The 22,831-nt window shown below is 41.6% G+C and carries 18 protein-coding genes; 6 read left to right on the forward strand and 12 right to left on the reverse strand.

Features of this window, described 5'->3' with window-relative positions:
* Window positions 1-74: 74 nt before the first annotated feature.
* From G3T18_RS14165 to G3T18_RS14185, 5 genes are all read right to left on the reverse strand, one after another.
* Window positions 75-1,799 carry a glycosyltransferase family protein gene (locus G3T18_RS14165; RefSeq protein ID WP_224411214.1) on the reverse strand — a complete coding sequence of 575 codons (1,725 nt, stop codon included), beginning with the start codon at window positions 1,797-1,799 and terminating at the stop codon, window positions 75-77.
* Between the two features lie 63 nt (window positions 1,800-1,862).
* Window positions 1,863-2,813, reverse strand: a complete 951-nt coding sequence (locus G3T18_RS14170; RefSeq protein ID WP_224411215.1) for a lysylphosphatidylglycerol synthase transmembrane domain-containing protein — start codon at window positions 2,811-2,813, stop codon at window positions 1,863-1,865.
* 6 nt (window positions 2,814-2,819) lie between these two features.
* Window positions 2,820-3,374: a hypothetical protein gene (locus G3T18_RS14175; RefSeq protein WP_224411216.1), complete on the reverse strand. Its 555-nt coding sequence runs from the start codon at window positions 3,372-3,374 to the stop codon at window positions 2,820-2,822.
* A gap of 57 nt (window positions 3,375-3,431) precedes the next feature.
* Window positions 3,432-5,024, reverse strand: a complete 1,593-nt coding sequence (locus G3T18_RS14180) for a hypothetical protein (RefSeq protein WP_224411217.1) — start codon at window positions 5,022-5,024, stop codon at window positions 3,432-3,434.
* Complete coding sequence (locus tag G3T18_RS14185; RefSeq protein ID WP_224411218.1) at window positions 5,021-5,980, reverse strand: glycosyltransferase family 2 protein; 960 nt, start codon at window positions 5,978-5,980, stop codon at window positions 5,021-5,023. The genes G3T18_RS14180 and G3T18_RS14185 overlap by 4 nt, the downstream gene beginning before the upstream one ends.
* A 598-nt stretch (window positions 5,981-6,578) precedes the next feature.
* On the opposite strand from G3T18_RS14185, the gene G3T18_RS14190 reads away from it, so the two are divergent.
* Complete coding sequence (locus G3T18_RS14190) at window positions 6,579-8,384, forward strand: ShlB/FhaC/HecB family hemolysin secretion/activation protein (RefSeq protein WP_263480419.1); 1,806 nt, start codon at window positions 6,579-6,581, stop codon at window positions 8,382-8,384.
* A 165-nt stretch (window positions 8,385-8,549) separates the two neighbouring features.
* Here G3T18_RS14190 and G3T18_RS14195 read toward each other — a convergent pair whose 3' ends face one another.
* The 3 genes from G3T18_RS14195 to G3T18_RS14205 form a co-directional block, all read right to left on the reverse strand.
* Window positions 8,550-8,837: a hypothetical protein gene (locus G3T18_RS14195; protein ID WP_224411219.1), complete on the reverse strand. Its 288-nt coding sequence runs from the start codon at window positions 8,835-8,837 to the stop codon at window positions 8,550-8,552.
* 122 nt (window positions 8,838-8,959) lie between these two features.
* Window positions 8,960-9,247, reverse strand: a complete 288-nt coding sequence (locus G3T18_RS14200; protein WP_224411220.1) for a hypothetical protein — start codon at window positions 9,245-9,247, stop codon at window positions 8,960-8,962.
* A 574-nt stretch (window positions 9,248-9,821) separates the two neighbouring features.
* Window positions 9,822-10,736, reverse strand: coding sequence for a YihY/virulence factor BrkB family protein (locus G3T18_RS14205; RefSeq protein ID WP_224411221.1), 915 nt, complete (start codon window positions 10,734-10,736; stop codon window positions 9,822-9,824).
* A 137-nt stretch (window positions 10,737-10,873) separates the two neighbouring features.
* Here G3T18_RS14205 and G3T18_RS14210 point away from each other — a divergent pair, with 137 nt between their 5' ends.
* Window positions 10,874-11,323, forward strand: coding sequence for a hypothetical protein (locus G3T18_RS14210; RefSeq protein WP_224411222.1), 450 nt, complete (start codon window positions 10,874-10,876; stop codon window positions 11,321-11,323).
* 240 nt (window positions 11,324-11,563) lie between these two features.
* On the opposite strand, the gene thrC is transcribed toward G3T18_RS14210, so the two are convergent.
* The 3 genes from thrC to rimO all read right to left on the reverse strand — a co-directional run bounded on the left by thrC (window position 11,564) and on the right by rimO (window position 15,814).
* Entirely contained in the window at window positions 11,564-12,673 is a 1,110-nt protein-coding gene (thrC, locus tag G3T18_RS14215) for a threonine synthase (RefSeq protein ID WP_224411223.1), read from the reverse strand.
* A 281-nt stretch (window positions 12,674-12,954) separates the two neighbouring features.
* On the reverse strand, window positions 12,955-14,355 hold the full coding sequence (locus G3T18_RS14220) for a DEAD/DEAH box helicase (protein ID WP_224411224.1): 1,401 nt from the start codon (window positions 14,353-14,355) through the stop codon (window positions 12,955-12,957).
* A 121-nt stretch (window positions 14,356-14,476) separates the two neighbouring features.
* On the reverse strand, window positions 14,477-15,814 hold the full coding sequence (gene rimO, locus G3T18_RS14225) for a 30S ribosomal protein S12 methylthiotransferase RimO (RefSeq protein WP_224411225.1): 1,338 nt from the start codon (window positions 15,812-15,814) through the stop codon (window positions 14,477-14,479).
* A gap of 399 nt (window positions 15,815-16,213) precedes the next feature.
* On the opposite strand from rimO, the gene btpA reads away from it, so the two are divergent.
* From btpA to G3T18_RS14245, 4 genes are all read left to right on the forward strand, one after another.
* Window positions 16,214-17,071: a photosystem I biogenesis protein BtpA gene (gene btpA, locus G3T18_RS14230; RefSeq protein ID WP_224411226.1), complete on the forward strand. Its 858-nt coding sequence runs from the start codon at window positions 16,214-16,216 to the stop codon at window positions 17,069-17,071.
* A 43-nt stretch (window positions 17,072-17,114) separates the two neighbouring features.
* A complete protein-coding gene (locus tag G3T18_RS14235) occupies window positions 17,115-18,098 on the forward strand; it encodes a vitamin K epoxide reductase family protein (protein ID WP_224411227.1) in 984 nt (327 codons plus the stop codon).
* Window positions 18,099-18,336: 238 nt separating this feature from the next.
* The gene (locus G3T18_RS14240; protein ID WP_224411228.1) at window positions 18,337-20,505 is read left to right on the forward strand and encodes a CHASE2 domain-containing protein; all 2,169 of its coding nucleotides are present in this window, start codon (window positions 18,337-18,339) and stop codon (window positions 20,503-20,505) included.
* Between the two features lie 333 nt (window positions 20,506-20,838).
* Window positions 20,839-21,045, forward strand: a complete 207-nt coding sequence (locus G3T18_RS14245; RefSeq protein ID WP_224411229.1) for a hypothetical protein — start codon at window positions 20,839-20,841, stop codon at window positions 21,043-21,045.
* 25 nt (window positions 21,046-21,070) lie between these two features.
* Here G3T18_RS14245 and nadB read toward each other — a convergent pair whose 3' ends face one another.
* Complete coding sequence (nadB, locus tag G3T18_RS14250) at window positions 21,071-22,774, reverse strand: L-aspartate oxidase (RefSeq protein ID WP_224411230.1); 1,704 nt, start codon at window positions 22,772-22,774, stop codon at window positions 21,071-21,073.
* Window positions 22,775-22,831 lie beyond the last annotated feature (57 nt).

A 22,831-nucleotide genomic window follows, 5' to 3' on the forward strand; every position in this document is an offset into this window, starting at 1 on the left:
GATTCGCCCTTTTACGAAGTTTTTTCTATTCTTAATAAACTGCGCGCCATCATGTTAATTAGCAATGAAGAAAATTAATTTTGTCTGTATTTGAGGATACATTTGCTGTCGATTACTGTTAAATTATCTTCAGTGAAAACTGCGCAAGAAGATTGTAATTTTGCTAATAAAGGTGTTTCTCCTTTTTGAAGGCGATTTATGGTTTGCTGAGTTATTGGTTTATATTGTTCGATCCAGTTGCGATCGCGTAAAAATTCGGCTGTAAATGCTGAGTCATCAATAACCCAAAAGTCGATGTTATATTTTTCTATGAAAGCTGCTATTTCGTCCCAGTTGGTACTATAATGAGCTTTAATTAAGTCGATTACTCGCTGACGGTATTGATTGTAGTAGCCTAAATGGTAGGGAATTGCGTATTCACGACTTACTAAAATCGATCTTTGAGCAAAGCTGGGAATGTTGTCGGCTTCGTTGGCAAGGGAGGCGATGAGAATATCTTTGGGTTGCTGTTGTAAGTAGGTGTATAATCCGGGAAATTCGCCTGTTTTATATTTGGTAATTGGAAAATCGTTGCTAGTGTTGGTATAGAAAATTAAGCTAATTCCGAGGAAGAAAGTAAAGATAAATGCGATCGCGATTCTTAATTGAGAATTTTTCGCTTTTGTTTGCGCCCAAAGTAGAATTCTATCAAGAATAATTGTCAAAGCGATTCCCGTAGCTAAGGCAATAATAATCCGAAAAGTATAACCAGTATAGCGTCCGGGAAGATGCAATTTGAAGAGAAAAATATGGGCGAGAATAAACATTCCTACTGATGCTAGCAGCAGTTGCGGTAAGAGCAAAATTGGGGATTTAAGCTGCTTGACAAGGGGAAATTTAGCGGAAAATTTAACTAAAACAGGTAAGAATAAACCTACAAGCAAAGTTACAGGTGTAAATAGCGATCGCGGAAACATCCCGCTACGCCCTCCGGAAATGTAAAAATACCAAGCATTGTCGTGAAAAAATTCCGATCGCCCATCGTCAAGAAATTCTGGCATTTGTTTTGCTTGGGCGACAGTAACTACAGGGGCAAAATCTGAGCTAGCTAAAGCATAAGGTAACATGACCAGGAAAGCAACTACTAATCCCCACCAATAAATTTTATTTTCGCGCCAATTTCGCCGCCAACCGGATTTTAGCAAGCGTAGGAATAACAAACCAGCAGCTAAGAAAACTCCTTGAGGATAGAATAAATCCAAAAGTGCGATCGCGACTAAACAAGGTAGTAAAGAATTTCTTGCTAAATAATATAAAAAGGCGAACAATAAAGGATAGATAAATGCTCTTGGCGTACCGGAAATCAGATCGTCTTTATACCAAATTGTTTGATTGAATAGCAAACTAGCAATAAAACCCGTCATGGGTATGGGTAACATTTCCAGACAAAGGGCAAAACAATAACTGGTAGTAATTAAACCTAAAATTAGCGGTAAAATTTTATTCAACCACAGAGGATTTATCCCCAATTCGGCTGCTAAACGATACAAAAGAGTATAACCTGCCGGAGCTACCGACTGAAAATAATCGGCAATTAGATCGTGAGGAAATAATTCTGAATCGAGAAAGCGTAACATCCAAAAAACGTGCTGTCTCGCATCATCTTGAACTACATATTCACTACTAAAAGCTTTTTGTAAGGCTAAGATTGCATAAATAGCTGCGAATGTCAAGCTCAAACTCAACCAAAAAATTGCGCGCGGATGAGATAGTTTAGTTGTCGGTTTAATGAAAAACTGATGTAATTGCGCGATCGCCATTTATTCGACTAATGCTAGCATCTTTACTAATTGGCAGCATTATAACACTTTTTCAGCTAATAATTACTTAGATTTCAACTGACGCAACCTTGGTAAATATTGCCCTAAAAAAGGCAAACCACCAATCGCAGGTAGCAGATAACGAGAAGTACAAAGTATTCCCAAAGCCGCAGCCGTGGTTGCTGCAAAATAAGGTTCGTAAAAAGCAATTAAAGCCGCATCGCGAGTCCCGACACCAGCAAAAGTTAAAGGCAACAAACCTGCTAAAATTGCTAGAGGAGAAAGGGCTAAATTAGCTAGAAAAGGAGTCCAAGCATTTAAGGTGAGAATAAATAACCAAATTTGAAGTAAATGTAAAAACCAAATAAAAATCGAGGTTAAACTCACTTTCAATAACTGCTTTTTGTCGCGCCAGAAATAAGCGTGCATTTCTCGCCAAGAAGATTGCAATTTTTGTAATTTTAACCGCAAACTTTTCTGGGGTGCAATACTTCTTGCTACCAAAAAGAATACATCGGCGAAAGAGCGATAACTTAGTAATAATACCCCAACTATAAAACCGCCAGCGACACAAGCAGTCATCAACCAAAATAACCAATCTTTTTGGGGATATAATAGCAAACCAAAAGCACACCACAGCAATAAAGAAAGTAAATCGCAAGCTTTTTCAAAGACTACCAGCGATAAAGCTAAACCACCTGCTAAATGTCCCCTTTGCTTCAGAAAATAAGCTTTAGCAATGTCGCCCATTTTGGAAGGCAAAATCATGTTTAATACGCTAGCTGCGAGGATTAAGCGATTGGCTTCACCAAAACCTAATCTCGCCTTTTTCGGCATTAATTGTTGCAATCGCCAAGCGGTAAATGTAGTTAACGGAATTACCATTCCCAAACTAATTAGCAACCACCATAAGTTACAGTTTTCTAAGACTTCAATTAAGCCTTGGAAGTCAATTTTACCATAAATTATTGCGAGAATTACCAAGCTAACTGCCAAAGAAATTAAACGTTTCATTAACTTTTATCTGACTTCTAAATTGGAATTTGCCGTTACTGAAGTGATGAGAATTCGATCGTTAATTATTTCAAAGAGAATTGTTTCTTCGGAAGTACTAAAAATCTTTAATTCATCGACAATTCCCGTTTCGGTAACATTTAAAGTGGCTAAGGCTGTTTTACCATTGGGAGATACTTTAATCTCTAGATTATCGTAAGTTTGCTGATAATTTTTTGTCGTTTTAAAAGATTCTCCGAGATAGAAAAGATACTCGTCTCGATTGAAAATAAAGTTTTGTGAACCTGTCGGCGATCGCAGCGACATTTCGATGGTAATTTCTGGTGCAAGATATTTACTAATTTCCGCTAAGTTTTGATTATTCGCCGCTTGAGTTAATTCAGCAATTATCTCTTCAATTTCCCTTTCAGTTATAGTTGATGTTTGGGCGATAATTTGCTTAGTTTGAGTAGCAGAGGCTGGGCTAAGAAAAAAGCTTTGATTTTCTGGGAAAGGTGAGAAGAGAGATAACCCGGTAATGATACTAGCTAAAATTGTTGGTGTTTTAATTACAAAAATCATCTTTTTTGGGAAATAATTAAGATAAATTTCAGCTATTTGTGGCAATCAGCGCTAAAATTATAACTTACGTTGTAATTGTAAAGATTGTCTGGGAGCAAGTTGTTTGACTTTTGAGGTAAGATCGAGCCAAGGTTGTAATTGACCAAGTTGAAAAGTGCGACTCATGACTACATAAATTGAAGTTTGATCGCCGCCAATTTTTACACTCTTGACATTTTGCCAATTTTGTGAAACGAGTTCGTCTTTGACTATCCATTGATTATTTTCCCAACGCAATAAACGGTGAAATTGAAACGGTGCTTTTTGTTTACCAGTAATTAAGATTTTTTGCAAGATTTTGCGAATCAAATTTGGGAAAAAACGCCCAAAACTAAGCATCACGACGCGCAAAATTATTAACTTGATTGGTGTCATTTGAGTTTGTTTAGCCCAACCCAATTCACCTCGAATCGAGATTTCGTTTGCTGACACATTTACGGTATAGTTATCAATTAAATGAGCAACGGCATTTTTGAGTTTTCCCTTTTCTCGTACTACCAGAGAAAATTGCGTATCAGAAGCTACTAATTTTTGGTTGCGAAAGAGTTTGAAAACGCCACCTTTATTCAAAGCTAAGTATAATTCAATATTGTCGCGGCGATCGATAAGTAGTTGCGCTTCTTGCAACCAGATGCGACAATCGGGACGAGGAGAAATTTCCGGTCGATTGGGGATAAAATCACGCCACGCAAGGAGATAATTCCAGGTATGATGTCCAATTATGCGATCGTCAGCGTAACAAGGTGCAAGATTGTTACTAAGTCCGATTAAAAAGCGATCGTTAATTGCTAAAGCTGGGGGATACCATTTCCCGACTAATTCAAAGCCGTGGGGAAAGAAATTATAAGTATTGCGACTACTATATTCTCCCCCATAAGAACCATCTGGATGAATAAATTCTGCGGCTAAATCTACGGCTTTGATTAAGGCTTCTTTGATTCTCAGATCTTGAGTTAGTTCGTAAATTCGTGCTAAACAAGAAATAGTTAAAGTATGATAACCAGGATCGCAGCCTTCGTATTCTTGAAACCAACCTTCAGGATTTTGCCAGTCTAAGATTCTTTCTAAACGTAAGCTTTTTTGACGATCCCATTGAGTGGTTTGTAATTGTTTGGAAAGTAGTTCTAAACAAAGGACAATTAAAGCTTGATGATTAGTTAATCGTCCAGTTTCATGATGATTTGCTAACCAATTTGCGCGGGTAATAAAAAAATCGATCGCCGTTTGGTTATTCAATTCTAATTCAGTATAACTGTCTATGCAAGCTAGTAGAGAAAAAGCTGCTGCACCGCCAGCCCTTTCAAAAGGAAAATAGTCATCGCAAGAACCATTTTCATGAGAACTATAGGCGGCGTAAAGTATTCCTGCTTCTACCCATTGAGGGATTATTTGTTGTTGATAAAAAGGATTATCGGGGAGATTTGTATTGTAAGCTAGGGCGAGAGGTAAGACAAACTCTTGAGACATTCCACTAGGAAAATCAATAAGTTTGTACTGCCAAAAAGTGCGATCGCAACAACCATAAGTAGGACTGTGCGGATTGCGATCCATGAGAGTTAAAATGTTAGGTATCTGAGCAAGTGCTGTTTTAGCAAATAAGTTTTTTATCATACCAGTTTGTTTTGATTATCATCAGCATTTTGACGACGCAGACGCAATTGAATATCTTCCAAAAGTCGTCTGTTTGCTGCCATTAAATCGGCGACTAAACCAAACATCCAAAGCTGAAAACCGATTAAAATGAGGATGGCAGTAAGGATTAAACTAGGAATGCGAGTTCTTTCGGTACCGAGGAAGAAATAAATTAGCCAACGTATGCCTAATAAAAAGCCTAAACTAAAAGGTATGCTGCCTAAAATAAAGAAAAACCGCATCGGTTTGTAAAGCATAAAGATGCGGAGGATGGTAAATAGCGATCGCCGGACGTATGAGGGTATACTTTTAACTAGGCGCGATTTCCGTAACATCGGATTAACTCGAATTGGTACGGAGGTTATCGCAATTCCTTTTTGTCCTGCTTGAATAATAGTTTCTAAAGTATAAGTGTAGCTATTGAAAACATTAACTTGCATTGCGGCTTCTCGACTAAAAGCGCGAAATCCGCTTGGCGCATCTGGTATTTTAGTATTACTAGCGAGGCGAACTACCCAACTACCTAATTTTTGCAGTAACTTTTTAATTGGGGAAAAATGACGAATTTTTTGGATGGGTCTGGCACCAATGACAATTTCGGCTTGTTGGTGGAGAATAGGTTTAATTAATGTGGGAATATCGTCAGCACAATATTGATTATCGGCATCGGTATTAACAATTATATCCGCACCAGCTTGCAAAGAAGCTTCTAATCCAGCCATAAATGCTTTTGCTAGTCCTTGATTTGAGGGAAAACTGATAATACGATCTACACCATAAGCTTTAGCAACCTCGACTGTGCGATCGCTACTACCGTCGTCAATAACTAACCACTCAATAACATCTATACCGGGTAACTGTCTCGGTAATTCTTGTAAGGTTATCCCTAGGGAAGTTTCCTCGTTATAGCAAGGAATTTGGATAATTAGTTTCATTGTTGATTGGGAATTAGGGACTGGGGATTGGGTTCAATTATCAGTAAACAGTGAAAAGTTTATTCGCTAATTGCTTCTTGTCTCGAATCTTTACTGAAAACTGATAACTGATAACTGCTAACTGCTAACTGATAACTGGTAAATGCGGCTACGTGACAACTATTAACTGTTCGCTATTAACGTCAATCTAGGCAATTTATACCACAATCTGCCGAAAGTGGATCGAGAAGTTTTTTCCTTTGTCGAGTTTCACTGTTAGTAGCAGCGATCGCTACCCATCTCTATGCACACTAAATCTTTATTGTCAATACTTCGTTAGCAAGATATATCCACTTTTTCGCTCAATTGTAATTAAAGTAAAATCAAAACCAATAAGTAGCAACTTAATAATAATGCACTGAAATTTTAGCAACTGTTCACAATGCTTTTAGTTGGCTAAATTTGCTTTATTTCGCAGTTGAAGAAAATATTTTTTATAGTTACTAGCTTACGGAGAAAATCTGGCAAAGAAATAATAAATTTAATTGCCAATAAATCCAAATTGTGCTAAAGTTATTACTCGTAAATATTGCTAAGAAAAGGAGCGGTGTTGGTGCAAATGTTTAGACACCGTTGGTCGATTGCCTTGATCGCGATCGCGTTTTTCGGTAGTGGTGGAAAAGTCGCAGCCGAAGCCTGGAAAATAGGAAACAAAGAAGACGCGATCGCAGACGAATATAACTCAATTAAACTGGTAGAACTAGAAATCTCACCAGAAACATTCAGCTACCCAATTACAATAACGCAACTTCCTAACCCAGTTCCCCCCAGAACGCCCGAACAACCCACACCAACATTACCAACACCAAGAGAAGAACCCCTCGAACCTACAACTCCTATCCCAACAGTTCCAGAAATTCGTCCCGAAATTCCGGGAACAATAACCGTAACTCAATTTGAATTTGTCGGCAATACAGCCTTTAGTGACGAAGAATTAGCCGCAGTTTTAGCAGATTTTACCAACAAACCTCTAACATTCGCCGAATTACTGCAAGCCGAAGCAAAAATTAACGACCTTTATACCCAAGCAGGATATCTCAATTCAGGCGCATTTATTCCTGCCGAGCAAACATTAAACCCCGAACAAGCAACAGTTACAATTGAAATTATCGAAGGAGGAATCGAGGAAATAGAAATAACCGGAACCAATCGCCTCAACTCCAGTTATATTCGCAGTCGTTTAGCAGCAGCAACCGCAAAACCTTTAAATAGAGAAAGTTTATTATCAGCCTTACAACTGTTACAATTCGATCCATTAATTGAAAACTTATCCGCAGAATTAGCCGCAGGTTCTCGTCCAGAATTAAGTTTACTTTCAGTGAGAGTAACCGAAGCAGACTCATTTAAATTAGAAACATTTGTGGATAATAGTCGCGCGCCCAGTGTAGGTAGCGTGCGCCGAGGTGTAAGATTAACTGAAGGGAATTTGTTGGGAATTGGCGATCGCTTCTTTGCTTCCTACACCAACACCGACGGTAGCAACGCCTACGACTTCAGCTACAGCATCCCAGTGAATGCTCGGAACGGCAAAATCATTCTCGCAGGTGGCTTCACCGACACCGAAGTTGTCGAACCCCCATTCGATCGCATCGACATCACTGGCGACTCGCGCTACTATGAATTTACCTTTCGCCAACCCGTCATTCTTACTCCCACGCGAGAATTTGCATTAGGAATCACCGCCTCGCGTCAGGAAAGCGAAACCGAACTTTTAGGAGTCAATTTTCCTCTCTCCGCCGGGTCAGATGACGAAGGAAAAACGAAAATTTCCACATTAAGTATCTTTCAAGAATATAGCCAACGCAGTCCGCGATCGGTCTTAGCAATTCGTTCCCAATTTAACATTGGACTAGATTTATTTAACTCGACAATTAACGAAGAACCCCCCGACAGTCGCTTTTTCTCCTGGCGAGGACAAACCCAATATATTCATCTTTTAGCCCCAGATACTTTATTTCTCATTCGTTCCGATCTACAATTAGCGTCCAGAGCGATCGTACCTTTAGAACAATTTGGCTTAGGTGGTTTCCAAAGCGTTCGCGGCTACCGTCAAGACTTAATTTTAGCTGATAGTGGTTGGTTCGCCTCCACGGAATTACGCTATCCAGTTTTGCGTTTTGCTAGGAATGAAGGAGTAGTGCAAATTGTTCCTTTTCTCGACTTTGGTATCGCTTGGAATAACGGCGAAAAACTCGATCCCGACCCAAATTCATTATTAGGAATTGGTTTAGGTTTACAAGTAAATTGGCACGACCAACTTAGCGCCCGTTTAGATTATGGCATTCCTTTAATCAAGGTGGAATCAAGCGATCGAACTTTACAAGAACAAGGCTTATATTTCTCCGTAATTTATAGTCCTTTCTAAAGTTTGCTAGAACTCATCACCTTATAGAAACTGAAATTCAATGTATCTATATAAATCAATATTTTACAGTTTGCAAACAAAAAACTATTCCCAAATTGAGAATAGCTTGCGCACTATTAATCGTTAACTTTATTTTTTTTTTCAAGTTACTAAACTTCCCAGAAATTACGAACTAAAAAATCCTTCGTGGATCAATCCTTCAGCCTCCCAGATATCATCCTCAGTAAGGTTTAAAGACATACTACGAGACCATGCTAATAACTTAGCTTCTGTCTCATCAATTCGACCATCATCATTCAAACTAATCATATTCATGAAATCAAAGAACGCATAATTTGATTCCTCATACACGCTACGACGCAATACATCAGTCGGCACGAAGGGGGGAAAGCCTCCTTCTTTTACTTGTTTTCCTACCTCTTTGAAATTTGCTCGATCTTCAGGACTTAACATTTTTATCCTCCTAATTATTTACTAAAGTTTTTTCGAGTACAGTTCCAATTTATTCTTGGTCTTTAATAAGTTGAAACACACAACTGTCTTGAAATTCTGTTTCAAATTTTTCCACAAACCTTTTATTCTTCGCCCATAATCATTACCATCGTGCCACAATCGACTGGACGATCTGGAGTTGATGTTAAATATATACAATGATATGGAGAGACCTCAATAATCGCAACTGAGATATTGAAGGTTTGCCAAGGAGAACCATAAATAGTAGCTGTCGCTACTGGATTCTGAGAAAATGGTTGCTGAAACTCAATAAGGTATGTTCCCTCACTAATTTTACGTGATGAGCAAATATCTGGTGTACCCCATTGCTTATTTCCGTTCCGATCGATAAAGGCGGAAATCTGTCTCATAGTGGCATTTCCTCTCAAAAGTGGTGATTTTTGACCATAGCTAATATAAAACAGAAAACTAAAGCTAAAAATAAAAATTTTCTTAAGAAATTTATGTGGTATTAACAGTAAGTAGATGCAAATCGAAGGTTAACTTTACCAGACAGGAATAAACAAGTCAAGTTACTAATTTTTCCGGCTATTTTTGGCTTGATCAATCAGAAATACTAATCAGCGATCGTTAAAGTTACTTTACTTTTTCTTAGTTTTATCTTAAACTTTTCGCTTAGAAACTGAATTAACTATTCCCATGTTGAAGACAATTATCTCGATTCCTAATTAATATTTTGAGTTATCAAAAGAACAAGACTTTAAGAAGCTTTTTGTGAAAGTTTATTCAAATTAACGCGAATTTACTAAAATTGAAGACTTGAACACTTCCCTAATTTCGGCTTGATCGATCAGAAATACTAATCCGCAATTGTTAAAACAGCTTTTCTTTTTTTTAGCTTAATTTTAAACTTTTTGCTGACAAAATCACTAAAAAATTCTATTTTACGCAACTTAATCTTAATTTTTAATTAAATTTTAGAGTTTACGATCTTTTCATTTGTTCTTCGGCTTGAATAGCAGCTAATCTTTTCGCTTTTTTATCCATTTCTTCCCCAACAACTGCATTAAGTTGGTCGCCAATTAACATTACCAAAGAACTCATGTGTAGCCAAACCATTAAAACAATTACTGCACCAACTGCCCCATAAATTTTATTATAATTAGCAAAATTAGCCACATAAAGCCGAAACAAAGCTGACAATCCTGCCCAAGAAAATGCAGCTAACATTGCTCCTGGTAAAATCGGTCTTCCCTCTTCCCAACTACTGACACCAAAACGATAAATAAAAGCAAAAGTTAAAGCGACGATCGCTAAAGCCACGGGCCACCTAATTAGATGCCAAATTCCTAATAATAAAGAAGTGACATTTGGTGCCAGAATTGCTTCCATCAGCAGATCGCTAATAAATACTAAAAAAGAAGCTACTACCAAAAGCGCGATCGCTGCCATTGTGAGAATAATCGAAATTAATTTCGCTTTCCAATATGGTCGCCTTACTTTACGCGGAATTTGATGAATTTGATCGAGAGCATTCATTGCAACACTTAGCGCCCCCGACGAAATCCAAATAGCAGCAACAAAACTAATAGAAAATAAACTTTTATTTTTTCTTTGGGTAATACTTTCAACAAAATCCCTGAGTAATTGCCATGCTAAATCTGGTACTATTTCTCGATATTCGCTGACTTTCTCGCGCAGTGTAAACTGTAACGAATCTTCAAACAAACCGACTGCGGTGACGATCGCCAAAATTGCCGGAAATAAAGCTAACGTAGCATTGTACGCCATTTCCGCAGATAAGCCTGATAAGCGCCTTTCCGTAGCCCGGGAGAACGTTTTTTTCAGCGTCCTCCAGTTAAAATGTCTAAAAAAACCACAAAAGTGAACGGGTCGCATAATCCCCTAATTTTGGCGATAATCTGTTATATGCCCAGCTTGCCAGATTTTCCAACTTTACACCAATCTCTTAGTCAGTTTCCCAACTAGACCATCAGGAATTTTGGCGGGCTAAAATAAGCTAGGAGCGAGATAAAATGAGTCAAGAGGTAGTACAGTGGTTGGCTGAAATTCGGGCTTTGAGAGAGCAAATAGCCCAGTTACAAAACGATCTTAGCCAGGCTGACGAGAGTGCAGCTAATTGGCGACGGCGCTACTCAGATGAAGCCCAACAACGCCGCACTGAAGCGAAACTCGCTCAGCAGGAAATTAAACGCTTAAAAGCGGAAATTAAAGATTTGCAAACTAGAAGCTTACGTTTGAAAACTGAGCAGACTGAGAAAATGACTGAGATTGAAGAGGAAGTTTCTCAGTTACAAACGGTTGACGAACTCAAGCAAAAATTAATTGAGGCGATCGCCGAACGCGATAACCTCGCTCAAGCTTTAAAATTAGAACAGGAAAGTCACGAGCAAACTCGCCAAAGTTTGACTGCGGTTATTGGTGACACGATCGATCGGTTTTCTCACCAAAGGAATCAGGAGTAATTAGGGATTGGGGATTGGGGGAAGAGGGGGAGGGGGAAGAGGAGGAGGGGGAAGAGGAGGAGGGGGAAGACAAGGGAGACAAGGAGGAATTTGCAGCAAAGTTTTCCTAATCCCCAGTCCCCAGTCCCCAGTCCCCAGTCCCCAGTCCCCAGTCCCCAGTCCCCAGTCCCCAGTCCCCAGTCCCCAGTCCCCAGTCCCCAGTCCCCAGTCCCCAGTCCCCAGTCCCCAGTCCCCAGTCACCTAAAATCCCATAATCTTGGCTACGGCGGCTGAATTTGCCTTAACTCCTGCATTAAGCTGACTTTTACTGTGTTTGATTGCTGTATCGGGATCTTTTAATCCATTCCCCGTCAACACACACACCACATTTGCACCACTGGGTACTCGCTCTTTTACTTTCAGTAAACCAGCTACGGATGCGGCGGATGCGGGTTCGCAGAAAATACCTTCTTCTGAGGCGAGTAGCCGATAAGCGTCTAAAATTTCTTCATCGGTGACAGCATGAAACTCACCTTGACTAGCTTCAGAAACCGATCTTGCTTTTTCCCAATTCGCGGGATTACCAATTCTAATTGCTGTGGCGATCGTCTGAGGAGATGCAACTGGCTTACCGCTAATCAATGGGGCTGCACCTGCGGCTTGAAAACCCATCATTTTCGGTAATTTGCTACTTTTTCCTACTTGCTGATATTGACAAAAGCCCATCCAATATGCTGTGATATTCCCCGCATTGCCAACGGGAATACACAACCAATCAGGAGCATCGCCCAAAGCATCAACAACTTCAAAAGCGGCGGTTTTTTGTCCTTCGAGGCGATAAGGATTAACCGAATTGACCAAAGTTACCGGATGAGTTTCCGCCAGTTCCCGGACTATTTCTAAACAATCGTCAAAATTACCTTCAATTGCGATTACTTCCGCCCCATAAAGTAAAGCTTGCGCCAACTTCCCCAAAGCCACATAACCATCAGGGATCAACACAAAAGCTCGCATTCCCGCACGACGAGCATAAGCAGCGGCGGCGGCGGAAGTATTCCCCGTAGAAGCGCAAATCACCGCCTTTGCTCCGGCTTCTTTGGCTTTCGAGATCGCCATTGTCATACCTCGGTCTTTAAAACTTCCGGTAGGGTTTAAACCGTCAAATTTAACCGCCACCTCTACACCACGACCAATTTCAGCAGCGATCGCGGGTACGGGGATCAAAGGCGTATTTCCTTCTAACAGCGTTACCACCGGAGTAGACTCGCTCACTGGCAAATAAGGGCGATAAGCCTCAATTAAGCCCAGCCAACGCTTGCTGGTATTTTGCTTTGGTTCAGATAAGTTAGCCGCAGATAGCCTCAAAGCCACAAGCCTCGTTTAATTTTCAATAAATAAATCTAATTTTTTTAGCAGGAGACTTCCTGCTCGTTGAGATAACTATTAGTTCTTCTTAGTTTACCAGGTTGGGGTCAATCCGATCCCAGCAGAGTTAAGTTCTCCAACAAGCTCATCATCGATTACAGTCTTGGCTTCTTACAGATTAAGCTAAGCGCTTGCGATCGTCGGCTCGAAGTTCAAGAGAACAAACCAACTTGAGCGGGGATTTTAGACAAGTGTTTGGCACCAATCACCAATCCCCAGCTTACCCTTTATCGCGAGCGGTTAGCCGTTACCGACTTTTCTGAGCGAGAATTTGACTTGCGTTTGCGAATTTTGGGTCGTTCTACTTTTGGCACTTCCCAATCACCATTCATCCAATCAGGACAGCTAGAATCGTAAACCATCTGTAAAGCGGCGGCAGCGATCGCATGGGGATCGTATTCATCGCTTAACTGACGCACGATTGGCAAGAAAGAAGCCATCCGTTCGCCCATTAACACTTCTTTCACCTGAGCTTGCAGTTTGTCAATGCGTTGTGCTTCAACTTCTGCACGAGTAGGAATTTTGCGGACGACCAGGCTTTGACGTACTCGGCGTTCGATTTGCCGCAACATCCGACGGTCTACAGGCTGAATCAAAGAAATTGCCGTTCCTGTCTTACCTGCGCGACCTGTACGACCGATCCGATGAATATAAGTTTCGCTATTATCCGGCAAGTCAAAGTTTATTACGTGGCTCAAGTGTTCCACATCCAAACCCCGTGCCGCAATATCCGTAGCCACTACCCAGCGTACTTGACCATCACGAAAACGCTGTACTAAGCGTTCCCGTTGATTTTGAGAAAGATCCCCGTGGTATTCATCCACACTATGACCTGCGGCTTGTAACCTACTAGTAATTTCCGATGCCGAACGACGAGTCCGCACGAAAATCAAAGCTGCTTCTGGATCTTCAATCGTCAAAATCGGTTGTAAAGCTTTCATCTTCGTCCAACCGCGAGGAACCATATAGACTTTTTGCTCAATTTTCGCAGGTGCAGCTTGAGGTTGATCCACCGTCACCGTTACCGGATTGTCCAAAAACTGCTTCACCAAATCGCGAATTTCGCGCGGCATTGTCGCTGAAAAACAAGCTGTTTGGCGTTGTGTGGGTGCTTGGGACAAAATCTTCTTCACATCATCGATGAAACCCATGCTCAACATTTCATCGGATTCATCTAAAACTGCCCACTCAACCTGACTTAAATCCAGTTTTTTGCGATCGAGTAAATCGAGAACTCGTCCAGGAGTACCAACTACAATTTGAACTCCCTTGTCCAAACTGCGGATTTGGCGATCGATCGATTGACCACCACAAACTGTTAACACATAAAGTCTGCGTTCCCAGGAAAACTCTTTAATTGCGGCAGCTACTTGCTGTGCCAATTCTCGTGTTGGCGTTAAAATCAACGCTTGTACTGCCTTATTTTTTATGTCAATCCGTTCTAAAATTGGCAGCGAAAAAGCCGCCGTTTTTCCAGTACCTGTCTGGGATTGTCCGACCACATCGCGACCTTTAAGTAATTCGGGAATTGCCTGAGCTTGGATTGTTGTCGGAGATTGGAAGCCCAGTTTTTCAAGTTGCTCGCAACGAGAGTCAGAAATGCCCAGACTTTGGAATGTAATTGTCATATTTTGTTCTTGGTTGTTCGTTTGCCTGTGTACAGTTAGTGCCTAACTTGTGTTGAGGTAGTTATCTCGCTGATGCCTGTTTCCGGTTGATTGACTAATTTTTTGCTCTTAGTGGAGCTAACTAATCTGACGACAAGCTTGCGCTCGTTTTTACGCGACCGTAAAGGTCGTAAATATCGGCATCAGTAATTTCTACTTGCGCGATCGCTCCGAGCGTTGCTTCACCTTCTACAAACACCAGTCCGTCTACCTCTGGGGCAAAGCGTGCTGAACGACCGATTAATTCTTGGCTATGGTAATTTTCTTGTTCGATTAAGACATCTACTATTTTTCCTACCGATCCTTGATTTTTCTTAGCTGATATTGGTTGTTGGATTTCCATCACAATCGAGCGACGCTCGTCCATTACCTCTTGGGGAACTTGGTTGGGGAGGTCGTAAGCTTCCGTTCCTTCTTCTCTCGAAAAGGTAAATACGCCTACGTGGTCAAATTCGTGACGCTGGACAAATTCTACCAGATGTTGAAAATGCTTTTCTGTCTCGCCCGGAAATCCGACGATTAATGTTGTTCGCATCACTGCGTCCGGGAGCGCCTCTTTAATTCTCTCTATAATACGATCGTTTACCTGTCCTTGCCAAGGACGGTTCATGGCTCGCAGAATTTCTGGGTGAGAGTGTTGCAGGGGCAAATCCAGGTAGGGCAGCACGTTAGGGGTTTCTTCGATCGCTGAAATTACTTCTGGTGTTAGCCCGGTGGGATAGGCGTAATGGATTCTAATCCAGGGAATGTCTATTTTGCCTAATGCCCGTAGCAGTTCGGCTAGTTTCGGTTTTCCGTACAGATCGAGACCGTAATTGGTGGTAATTTGCGAGATGAGAATTAATTCTTGAACCCCTTGGGCGGCAAGTTCTTCGGCTTCGGTAACGAGCGACTCAATCGAACGCGATCGCTGTTTGCCCCGCAGATGGGGAATAATACAAAAGGCACAGCCGTAATCACATCCTTCGGCTACCCGTAAATAAGCTACCCCTTCGGTTGTAGTGCGATAGCGGGGAGTTGTCTCGTCAGCTATGTAGGTAGGTTCTGGGGAAACTTCTTTAACTCGTTCTCCCGTCTCCACCCGCTCAATTACCTGGACTATTTTATTGTAATCGCTGCTGCCCACGACTGCTACTGCTTCAGGTAACTCCTCAAGCAATTCTTCGGGGAAGTGCTGAACCATACAGCCTGCGATAATAATCTTTTTCTTGGCTTCTGCTAGTTCTACCAAAGTCCGAACCGATTCTTCTCGCGCTGCTTGGATAAAACTACAGGTATTGACGACTACATAATCTGCTAATTCTTCATTCGTATCTATCTGATAGCCTGCCTGTGCTAGCAGACCTAATATATGTTCGGAATCAACACGGTTTTTTTCACAACCTAAGTGAGAAAGTGCAATTGTTGGCTTTTTGCCCATTCTTTTATTTATCAATCAAATTTGTCAGTATAGGTTTTGCCATCTACGCCTAACGACGCTAGTTCCGAGCGCCGATAATTATCTTTTTTGCTATTTTCAGAGTTATTGGCTCTAGTCGTTCTTTATTGTAAAGAAAAATTTCACCAATGGGTTAGTTTTTACTCGTTCGGTTTTCCGTTAGCTATAACTCAAAAAAATAAGCATATACCATATATAATAGTATATGTCAAGAGATAAATAATAATTGGTAACTAATAACTACTAACTGGTAATGGAGATCGCGCTAATCGATAAAATTGTAACCAACAGCGCCGCTTTTCGATCTTCATCTCATCACCGAATGAGTAAAGAGGGTAGCGGCAGATTGTATTGGCGGTGCGTTCAGGTTAATGTGAAAGCGTGGATTTAGAACAAATTTTCAAAACACCGAATCCGATTATTGGCGTTGTGCATTTGTTGCCGTTGCCAAGTTCTGCTCGTTGGGGAGGTTCCCTCAAAGCAGTAATGGATAGGGCGCAAATGGAAGCAACAGCATTAGCGGCGGGAGGCGTAGATGGTATTATCGTCGAAAATTTTTTTGATGCGCCTTTTGTCAAAGACGAAGTAGACCCAGCAGTAGTAAGTGCGATGACGCTGATCGTGCAGCGTTTAATGAATTTAGTGATGTTACCAGTGGGGATCAATGTTTTAAGAAATGACGCCAAAAGTGCGCTCGCGATCGCCAGTTGCGTTGAGGCTCAATTTATTCGAGTAAACGTCCTCACTGGGGTGATGGCAACCGATGGAGGTTTAATTGAAGGTAACGCTCATCAATTAATGCGTTATCGTCGGGAATTAGGCAGCAATGTCCAGATTTTAGCAGACGTGCTGGTAAAACACGCCCGTCCCCTCGGCTCGCCAAATCTGACTACAGCAGTACAAGAGACAATCGAGCGAGGTTTAGCCGATGGCGTAATTTTATCGGGTTGGGCAACAGGTAGCCCACCGAACTTAGAAGATTTAGAGCTAGCAGTGGCGGCTGCCAAAGGAACCCCAGTTTTCATTGGTAGTGGCGCAGATTGTGACAACATCGGTAAACTGATGCAAGCTGCCGATGGGGCGATCGTCGCTAGTTCCCTAAAACGACACGGGCGAATAACGGAACCCATTGACCCAATTCGCGTGTCTCAGTTTGTAGAAGCTGCTAGAGAAAGCGTAAACTCGAAGGAGGAAGAAGTAGAAACACAAACCGTGTCTTCAGTCAAGCTTCCTTCTTGATGAAAGTCATCACTGTAACTACATAGGGAAATTTTTGAAGAAAATGAGCCGCCGACGTTCTACTCCTTGGATTCAACGCTGGTCGCGTCCGATAATTGGTGCGATCGCGATCGTAGGTGCAATTTTAACTGCTTATCTGACTGTGGTTAAACTCACTGGTGGTGAGGTTACTTGTGCTGCTGATGCTGCCGCCTCAGCTAGTAGCTGCAATGATGTCCTCAATAGTCCTTATGCTACGGTTTTTGGTCTGCCACTGTCTTTGTTTGGTTTTCTTGCTTATACCAGTATGAGTGTGTTTGCTCTTGGTCCTATAGCAATGAAGGGAGAAGGCAATAAACGACTCAAAAATCAACTCGAAAATTGGACTTGGTTACTACTGTTAGCTGGTGCGACATCGATGAGTGTCTTCAGCAGTTATTTGATGTACATTCTAACTACTGAAATTCAAGCAGTGTGTCTTTACTGCATCGGCTCGGCTCTTTTCTCCCTGAGTTTGTTAATTCTGACAGTTATTGGTCGGGAATGGGAAGATTTCGGACAAATTTTCTTCACTGGTACTTTAGTTGCAATGGTGACGTTGGTAGGAACTCTGGGAGTTTATTCTGGTATTAACTCTCCAGAAGTTACCTCATCCTCAGGTCAGACTGTTATTCCTGTAGCTACTACACAACCAGTACCGCCTTATGGTTGGGAAATTACGACTACCTCTGGCGAAGCAGAAATTGCCTTGGCTAATTATTTGACCGAGATTGGCGTGAAGAATTACGGTGCTTTTTGGTGTCCCCACTGCTACGAACAAAAACAATTGTTTGGTAAGAAAGCATTTGCGGAAATTGATTACATTGAATGCGACCCTCGCGGGGTAAATCCTCAACAAGAAGTTTGTCAAGCAACGGGGATTAAATCTTATCCAACTTGGGAGATTAAAGGTCAGTTATACCCAGGCGTAAAAACTCTGGATGAATTAGCTGAATTGTCTGATTATCAAGGTACCAAAAACTTTAAATACACAATGCCAGAAAGTTAACAGTTAGTAGCGATCGATACTCGCATCTACTAGTTAGTTAAGCAAAGACAAACAACTGCTTGCCGATCGCTGGAAATAGACGGCAAGCTCGGACAGGGTGCAAGCCTAACTAAAGTTAAATCTGAGGTTAGGAATTCGCTATGAAGGTATTGAAGATATTCAACTAATCAGCAAATAATCGTACTTGTTAGTTGGAAAAGTGCAAAAATTAGCAAACCCTGTCGTTTGATTACAGTAAATGAAAAAAAAGAGTTTGCGAGTAAGGCTGAAGCGGTGGTTGAGCGGCGATCGCCGCATATTACGCCGAGTATTACTGAGTGCTTTCAGCGTTGCAGGTGGAGTAATTATTTTGCGTTTGAATGGGTTGTTACTGGCTGGAGAATTAGCAGTTTACGACCAAATGTTCCGTCTGCGCGATTGGCGCGATCGCCAAACTTTCGACGATCGCTTTTTAATTGTTGAAATTAACGAGGAAGATATTCAACAGGTGGGAAAGTGGCCCATTCCTGATGGGGTGATGGCACAACTTTTGCAGAAATTAAATGCTTCACAACCACGGGCGATTGGTTTAGATATTTATCGGGATTTGGCAGTAGAACCGGGACATGAAGAATTTGTTGAGGTTTCTAGTCGAATTCCTAATCTGATTGGCATTGAGAAACTCGAAGCTAAAAATACTCCTGCTGTGCCACCACCGCCACAATTGAGTGAAAAAGATGGGGTGGGATTTAATAATGTGGTGACAGATGCTGATGGTAAAGTGCGTCGCTTTTTGCTTTACTCTCATCAACATGGCAAACTACACACCAGTTTTGCTCTCAAATTAGCTTTACTTTATCTTGAGTCTGAAGCAATTACTCCTCAACCAGCAACGATAAATCCGGATTATTTACAACTGGATAAAGGAGTTTTTCGCTCTTTTAAAACCAATGATGGTGCTTACATCCGAACTGATGCTAAAGGCTACCAAGTATTAGCAAATTATGTCCATCCCGCTAAGTTTCGGAAAGTGTCGATGGGTGATGTTTTGTCCGATCGAGTATCAGCAGATTTAGTACGCGATCGCCTAGTTTTGATCGGTTGGACGGCATCAAGTGTTAAAGATTTCTTTTTGATCCCTTACAGTACTAGTTTCTCTCAAGATCCTCAACTGTTTTCTGGGGTAGAGTTACACGCTAATTTTATTAGTCAAATTCTCAGTGCGGCAATTTCAGGTAGATCTTTGATGAGAGTTTTGCCTGAATTGCTAGAATGGCTCTGGATTCTTGGCTGGGCTTTGGTTGGAGCAATAATAATTTCTTCTTCGCCAAATCCGCTCCAGGGTTCTGTTGCTCTTTCAATTGCTGCTGTTGTTCTCACTGGTGGTGCTTATCTAGCTTTTTTAGTTGGCTGGTGGTTGCCTTTGGTTCCACCTTGGTTGGGATTGATCGGTTCTGCAATGGTGGTTACTAGCCAGTTGGCTCATCAACAAGAAGAACTTAAACGTTCTCAAGAATTTCTCCAAAGTGTGATTGATAAGATTCCCGATCCAATTTTTGTTAAGGATAAAGATTATCGCTGGATTATTCTCAATCAGGCTTTTTGTGATTTTAGCGGTTATTCGTTGGGGGAATTATTGGGTAAAACTGACCGCAATATTTTTCCGGCGAATGAAGCTTATGTTTTTTGGTCTCAAGATCGCTTTGTGTTTGAGAATAATACTGCTTGCGAAAATGAAGAGAAGTTTACTGATGCTCAAGGGATGACGCATTTAATTGCGACGAAAAGGTCGCTGCATCAGGATGCGGCTGGTAATGTCTTCTTAGTTGGGGTAATTCGCGATATTACTGAACGTAAGCGCCTGGAAGAGCAATTAAGGCAGTTGGCGGCTGATTTGAGCCGCCATAATGCGGAACTTAAACGTTCTGCACAACGCTTGCACCAAGATGCTTATTATGATTCTCTGACGGGTTTGGGGAATCGTAAATTCTTCTACGAAAGTTTGGCAAAATCTCTGGAATGGGCGCAAAGAAGTAAGCAACTGGTGGGTTTGTTGTTTCTCGATTTGAATAAGTTTAAACCTGTTAATGATACTTTCGGACACGATGTTGGAGATCTGTTGCTGAAAGAGGTGGGCGTGCGCTTAACTAAAAGCTTACGCAGCAGCGATGTGGTTTCTCGTCTCGGTGGTGATGAATTTACGGTCATTCTTCCAGGTATTAAGCAGGGGGAAGATGCTGAGAAGGTGGCGCAAAAGATTACTGCGGCTATGTCGGAATGTTTTTTTATTGGCGAGCATAAGATTTGCGTAACCGCTAGTATCGGTATTAGTGTCTATCCGGATGATGGGGAAACTATTGAGGAATTAATTAAGCAAGCTGATGCACAGATGTACAAATTAAAACAACTTAAGTGCGATCGCGCTTAAGTTTTTCTTACTTGGGGTGCAAGCTGAGTTGTCAGGATATTCTGTCTTTTTGCTCTTTATCTCTATTTGATTTTTTGTGGTAATTTCTAGGTCGTTAAGTATCTTTTTTGACGAAAATTTGGCGCTCGAGGAAAATTTAGTGCTCAGGTCATCTCCTGGTTTTCTCTGAAAGTTAAGTTATACTTGATGAAGGGTTTAAAAACTTGACAACATTTTCTTTATATAGTAGAAATTTCTTTCAGTAAAAATACAGAGAATTTGGTTTTTGCTCTTCCCAAAACTGGGGATCGGTGAATATACTGAAAGAAGAAAGGGTTTGCTCTTGTAAGAATTATGTTTACTTATTTTCGGATCGTGGCAACTGCGGCAATATCTTTGACACTGGTAATGGGTTTCAGCGATTTGAAAGCAAATGCACAGTCATGTTCGTGCGATCGCCTATTTTCCCCAACGCTCACACCAATTACCGCAAATTCCGAAGGATATACGCCACCAGACAACGGTAGTCCTGACAATAGTCAAGGTGCTGGCGGTAGATAATTAAAATTTGTAAGTTATTTGGAAGTTAATTGTTTGATTGAGTTGGCGGTGAGATCCACCAATGCTCCTGTTTGACTAAAGTATGAAGTTGCCAAGCTGTAGAGGTTTCGGGATAATCGCTGCGATAATGTCCCCCACGACTTTCGGTGCGAAAAGCGGCACTTTTGAGAATTAAATAAGCAATATCGAGTAAGTTAAACGTTTCTGCGTAATAACGTAAGTTTTTTTCGGTTTGTGCGGATTGAAATTGAATTGTCTGGGTAGGTTTTTGAGCGAGTAAAAGTTGGCTAGCAGGGTGGGTAGCTAATTGTTGTCGCCAAGAAACAATTTGGGCGATCGCCTCTTCCATGATTTTCTGCGATCGACAAATTCCTGCACTTTGCCAAACTAACTTTTGCAGTGGGGAAATTAATTCGCCCAACTTTGCTAAGGAGTTTTCTAACTCATCAGAAAAGCTACTCATCTGTGTCTCAAGATTAAACTCTTTGTCAGCAAAATCTAAATCTACTTCTAACTTAGATAACTCAGCCGCATAGACGATACATTCCAACAAAGAATTACTCGCTAAGCGATTTGCACCATGAACTCCAGTGCTAGCAGTTTCGCCGATCGCGTATAATCCAGGAATCGAAGTTTGATTCATTTTATCTGTGGCAATTCCTCCCATCCAATAATGAGCGGCTGGTGCAACAGGTATTAACTCCTGAAAAACATCTATTCCCCAATGCTGACAAACTTGAATAATATTCGGAAAGCGATGACGAATTCGTTCTGGATCGATTGGGCGTAAGTCTAAATATACACGAGCGTTGGCGGGATCGGGGGCAGTTTTTTGCAAATGAGTAAAAATTGCTCTACTCACCACATCTCGCGGAGCTAATTCTCCCGATGGGTGATAATTAAAAGCAAAGCGAGAGCCACTTTCATCAACTAAATGCGCTCCTTCGCCCCTAACTGCTTCACTGATCAGAAAATGAGGCGCGCCTGGTACAGTTAAAGCTGTGGGATGAAATTGGACGAACTCTAAATCGCGTAAAACAGCGCCAGCCCGCCAAGCTAGCGCCACACCATCGCCTGTACTAACCGCAGGATTAGTAGTTTGGGCAAAAACTTGACCGCCGCCACCCGTAGCGAGGATTGTTGCAGGCGATCGCAGCCAGAAAACTTTGCTTTGATATAATAAACTCACCCCAAGACAGCGATCGCTTTGCTCGTCAATCCACAAACTCAAAGCAAAGGCATTGGTAATTACTTGAATATTTTCTCGTTGTAAGACTCGTTCGGTGAGCGTACTAACGATCGCTCTCCCAGTAGTATCAGCCGCGTGAAGTACGCGAGGGCGAGAATGTGCCGCTTCTAACGTCATCGCCAAGTTTTTACCTCGGCGATCGAAAGCTACTCCCAAATTTACCAGATTGGCGATCGCCGCCGGAGCCTTTTCAACCAAAAACTCAATCGCATCGACTTCACCAAGACCCGCACCTGCTTTAATCGTATCTTGGAAATGTAGCTGAGGAGAATCATTCGGCGCGATCGCGGCAGCTATTCCTCCTTGCGCCCAATCACTTGCACCCGTTTTTAAGGTATCTTTAGTTATCAACCCTACTTGTAAATGTTGTGGCAAGCAAAGTGCAGCATACAAACCCGCCGCACCAGAACCAATCACTAGTACGTCAAACTGAGTAGGAATAGACGGTTGGGAAGTAGAAGTAATTTCCAAGGCAGACAAATCTAAGTTTTTAGTTAGTGTAGCTCTTTCCTAAGTGATAACCCACCCCCTTGAGGG

Origin of the sequence: Oscillatoria salina IIICB1, assembly GCF_020144665.1 — a bacterium.
Taxonomy (GTDB): Bacteria; Cyanobacteriota; Cyanobacteriia; order Cyanobacteriales; family SIO1D9; genus IIICB1.

What these genes read in the sequence shown, in the direction of transcription:
- G3T18_RS14165 (WP_224411214.1), bottom strand. Translation starts at nt 1,799, where the DNA reads ATGGCGATCGCGCAATTACATCAGTTTTTCATTAAACCGACAACTAAA.
- G3T18_RS14170 (WP_224411215.1), bottom strand. Translation starts at nt 2,813, where the DNA reads ATGAAACGTTTAATTTCTTTGGCAGTTAGCTTGGTAATTCTCGCAATA.
- G3T18_RS14175 (WP_224411216.1), bottom strand. Translation starts at nt 3,374, where the DNA reads ATGATTTTTGTAATTAAAACACCAACAATTTTAGCTAGTATCATTACC.
- G3T18_RS14180 (WP_224411217.1), bottom strand. Translation starts at nt 5,024, where the DNA reads ATGATAAAAAACTTATTTGCTAAAACAGCACTTGCTCAGATACCTAAC.
- G3T18_RS14185 (WP_224411218.1), bottom strand. Translation starts at nt 5,980, where the DNA reads ATGAAACTAATTATCCAAATTCCTTGCTATAACGAGGAAACTTCCCTA.
- G3T18_RS14190 (WP_263480419.1), top strand. Translation starts at nt 6,579, where the DNA reads ATGTTTAGACACCGTTGGTCGATTGCCTTGATCGCGATCGCGTTTTTC.
- G3T18_RS14195 (WP_224411219.1), bottom strand. Translation starts at nt 8,837, where the DNA reads ATGTTAAGTCCTGAAGATCGAGCAAATTTCAAAGAGGTAGGAAAACAA.
- G3T18_RS14200 (WP_224411220.1), bottom strand. Translation starts at nt 9,247, where the DNA reads ATGAGACAGATTTCCGCCTTTATCGATCGGAACGGAAATAAGCAATGG.
- G3T18_RS14205 (WP_224411221.1), bottom strand. Translation starts at nt 10,736, where the DNA reads ATGCGACCCGTTCACTTTTGTGGTTTTTTTAGACATTTTAACTGGAGG.
- G3T18_RS14210 (WP_224411222.1), top strand. Translation starts at nt 10,874, where the DNA reads ATGAGTCAAGAGGTAGTACAGTGGTTGGCTGAAATTCGGGCTTTGAGA.
- G3T18_RS14220 (WP_224411224.1), bottom strand. Translation starts at nt 14,355, where the DNA reads ATGACAATTACATTCCAAAGTCTGGGCATTTCTGACTCTCGTTGCGAG.
- rimO (WP_224411225.1), bottom strand. Translation starts at nt 15,814, where the DNA reads ATGGGCAAAAAGCCAACAATTGCACTTTCTCACTTAGGTTGTGAAAAA.
- G3T18_RS14235 (WP_224411227.1), top strand. Translation starts at nt 17,115, where the DNA reads ATGAGCCGCCGACGTTCTACTCCTTGGATTCAACGCTGGTCGCGTCCG.
- G3T18_RS14240 (WP_224411228.1), top strand. Translation starts at nt 18,337, where the DNA reads ATGAAAAAAAAGAGTTTGCGAGTAAGGCTGAAGCGGTGGTTGAGCGGC.
- G3T18_RS14245 (WP_224411229.1), top strand. Translation starts at nt 20,839, where the DNA reads ATGTTTACTTATTTTCGGATCGTGGCAACTGCGGCAATATCTTTGACA.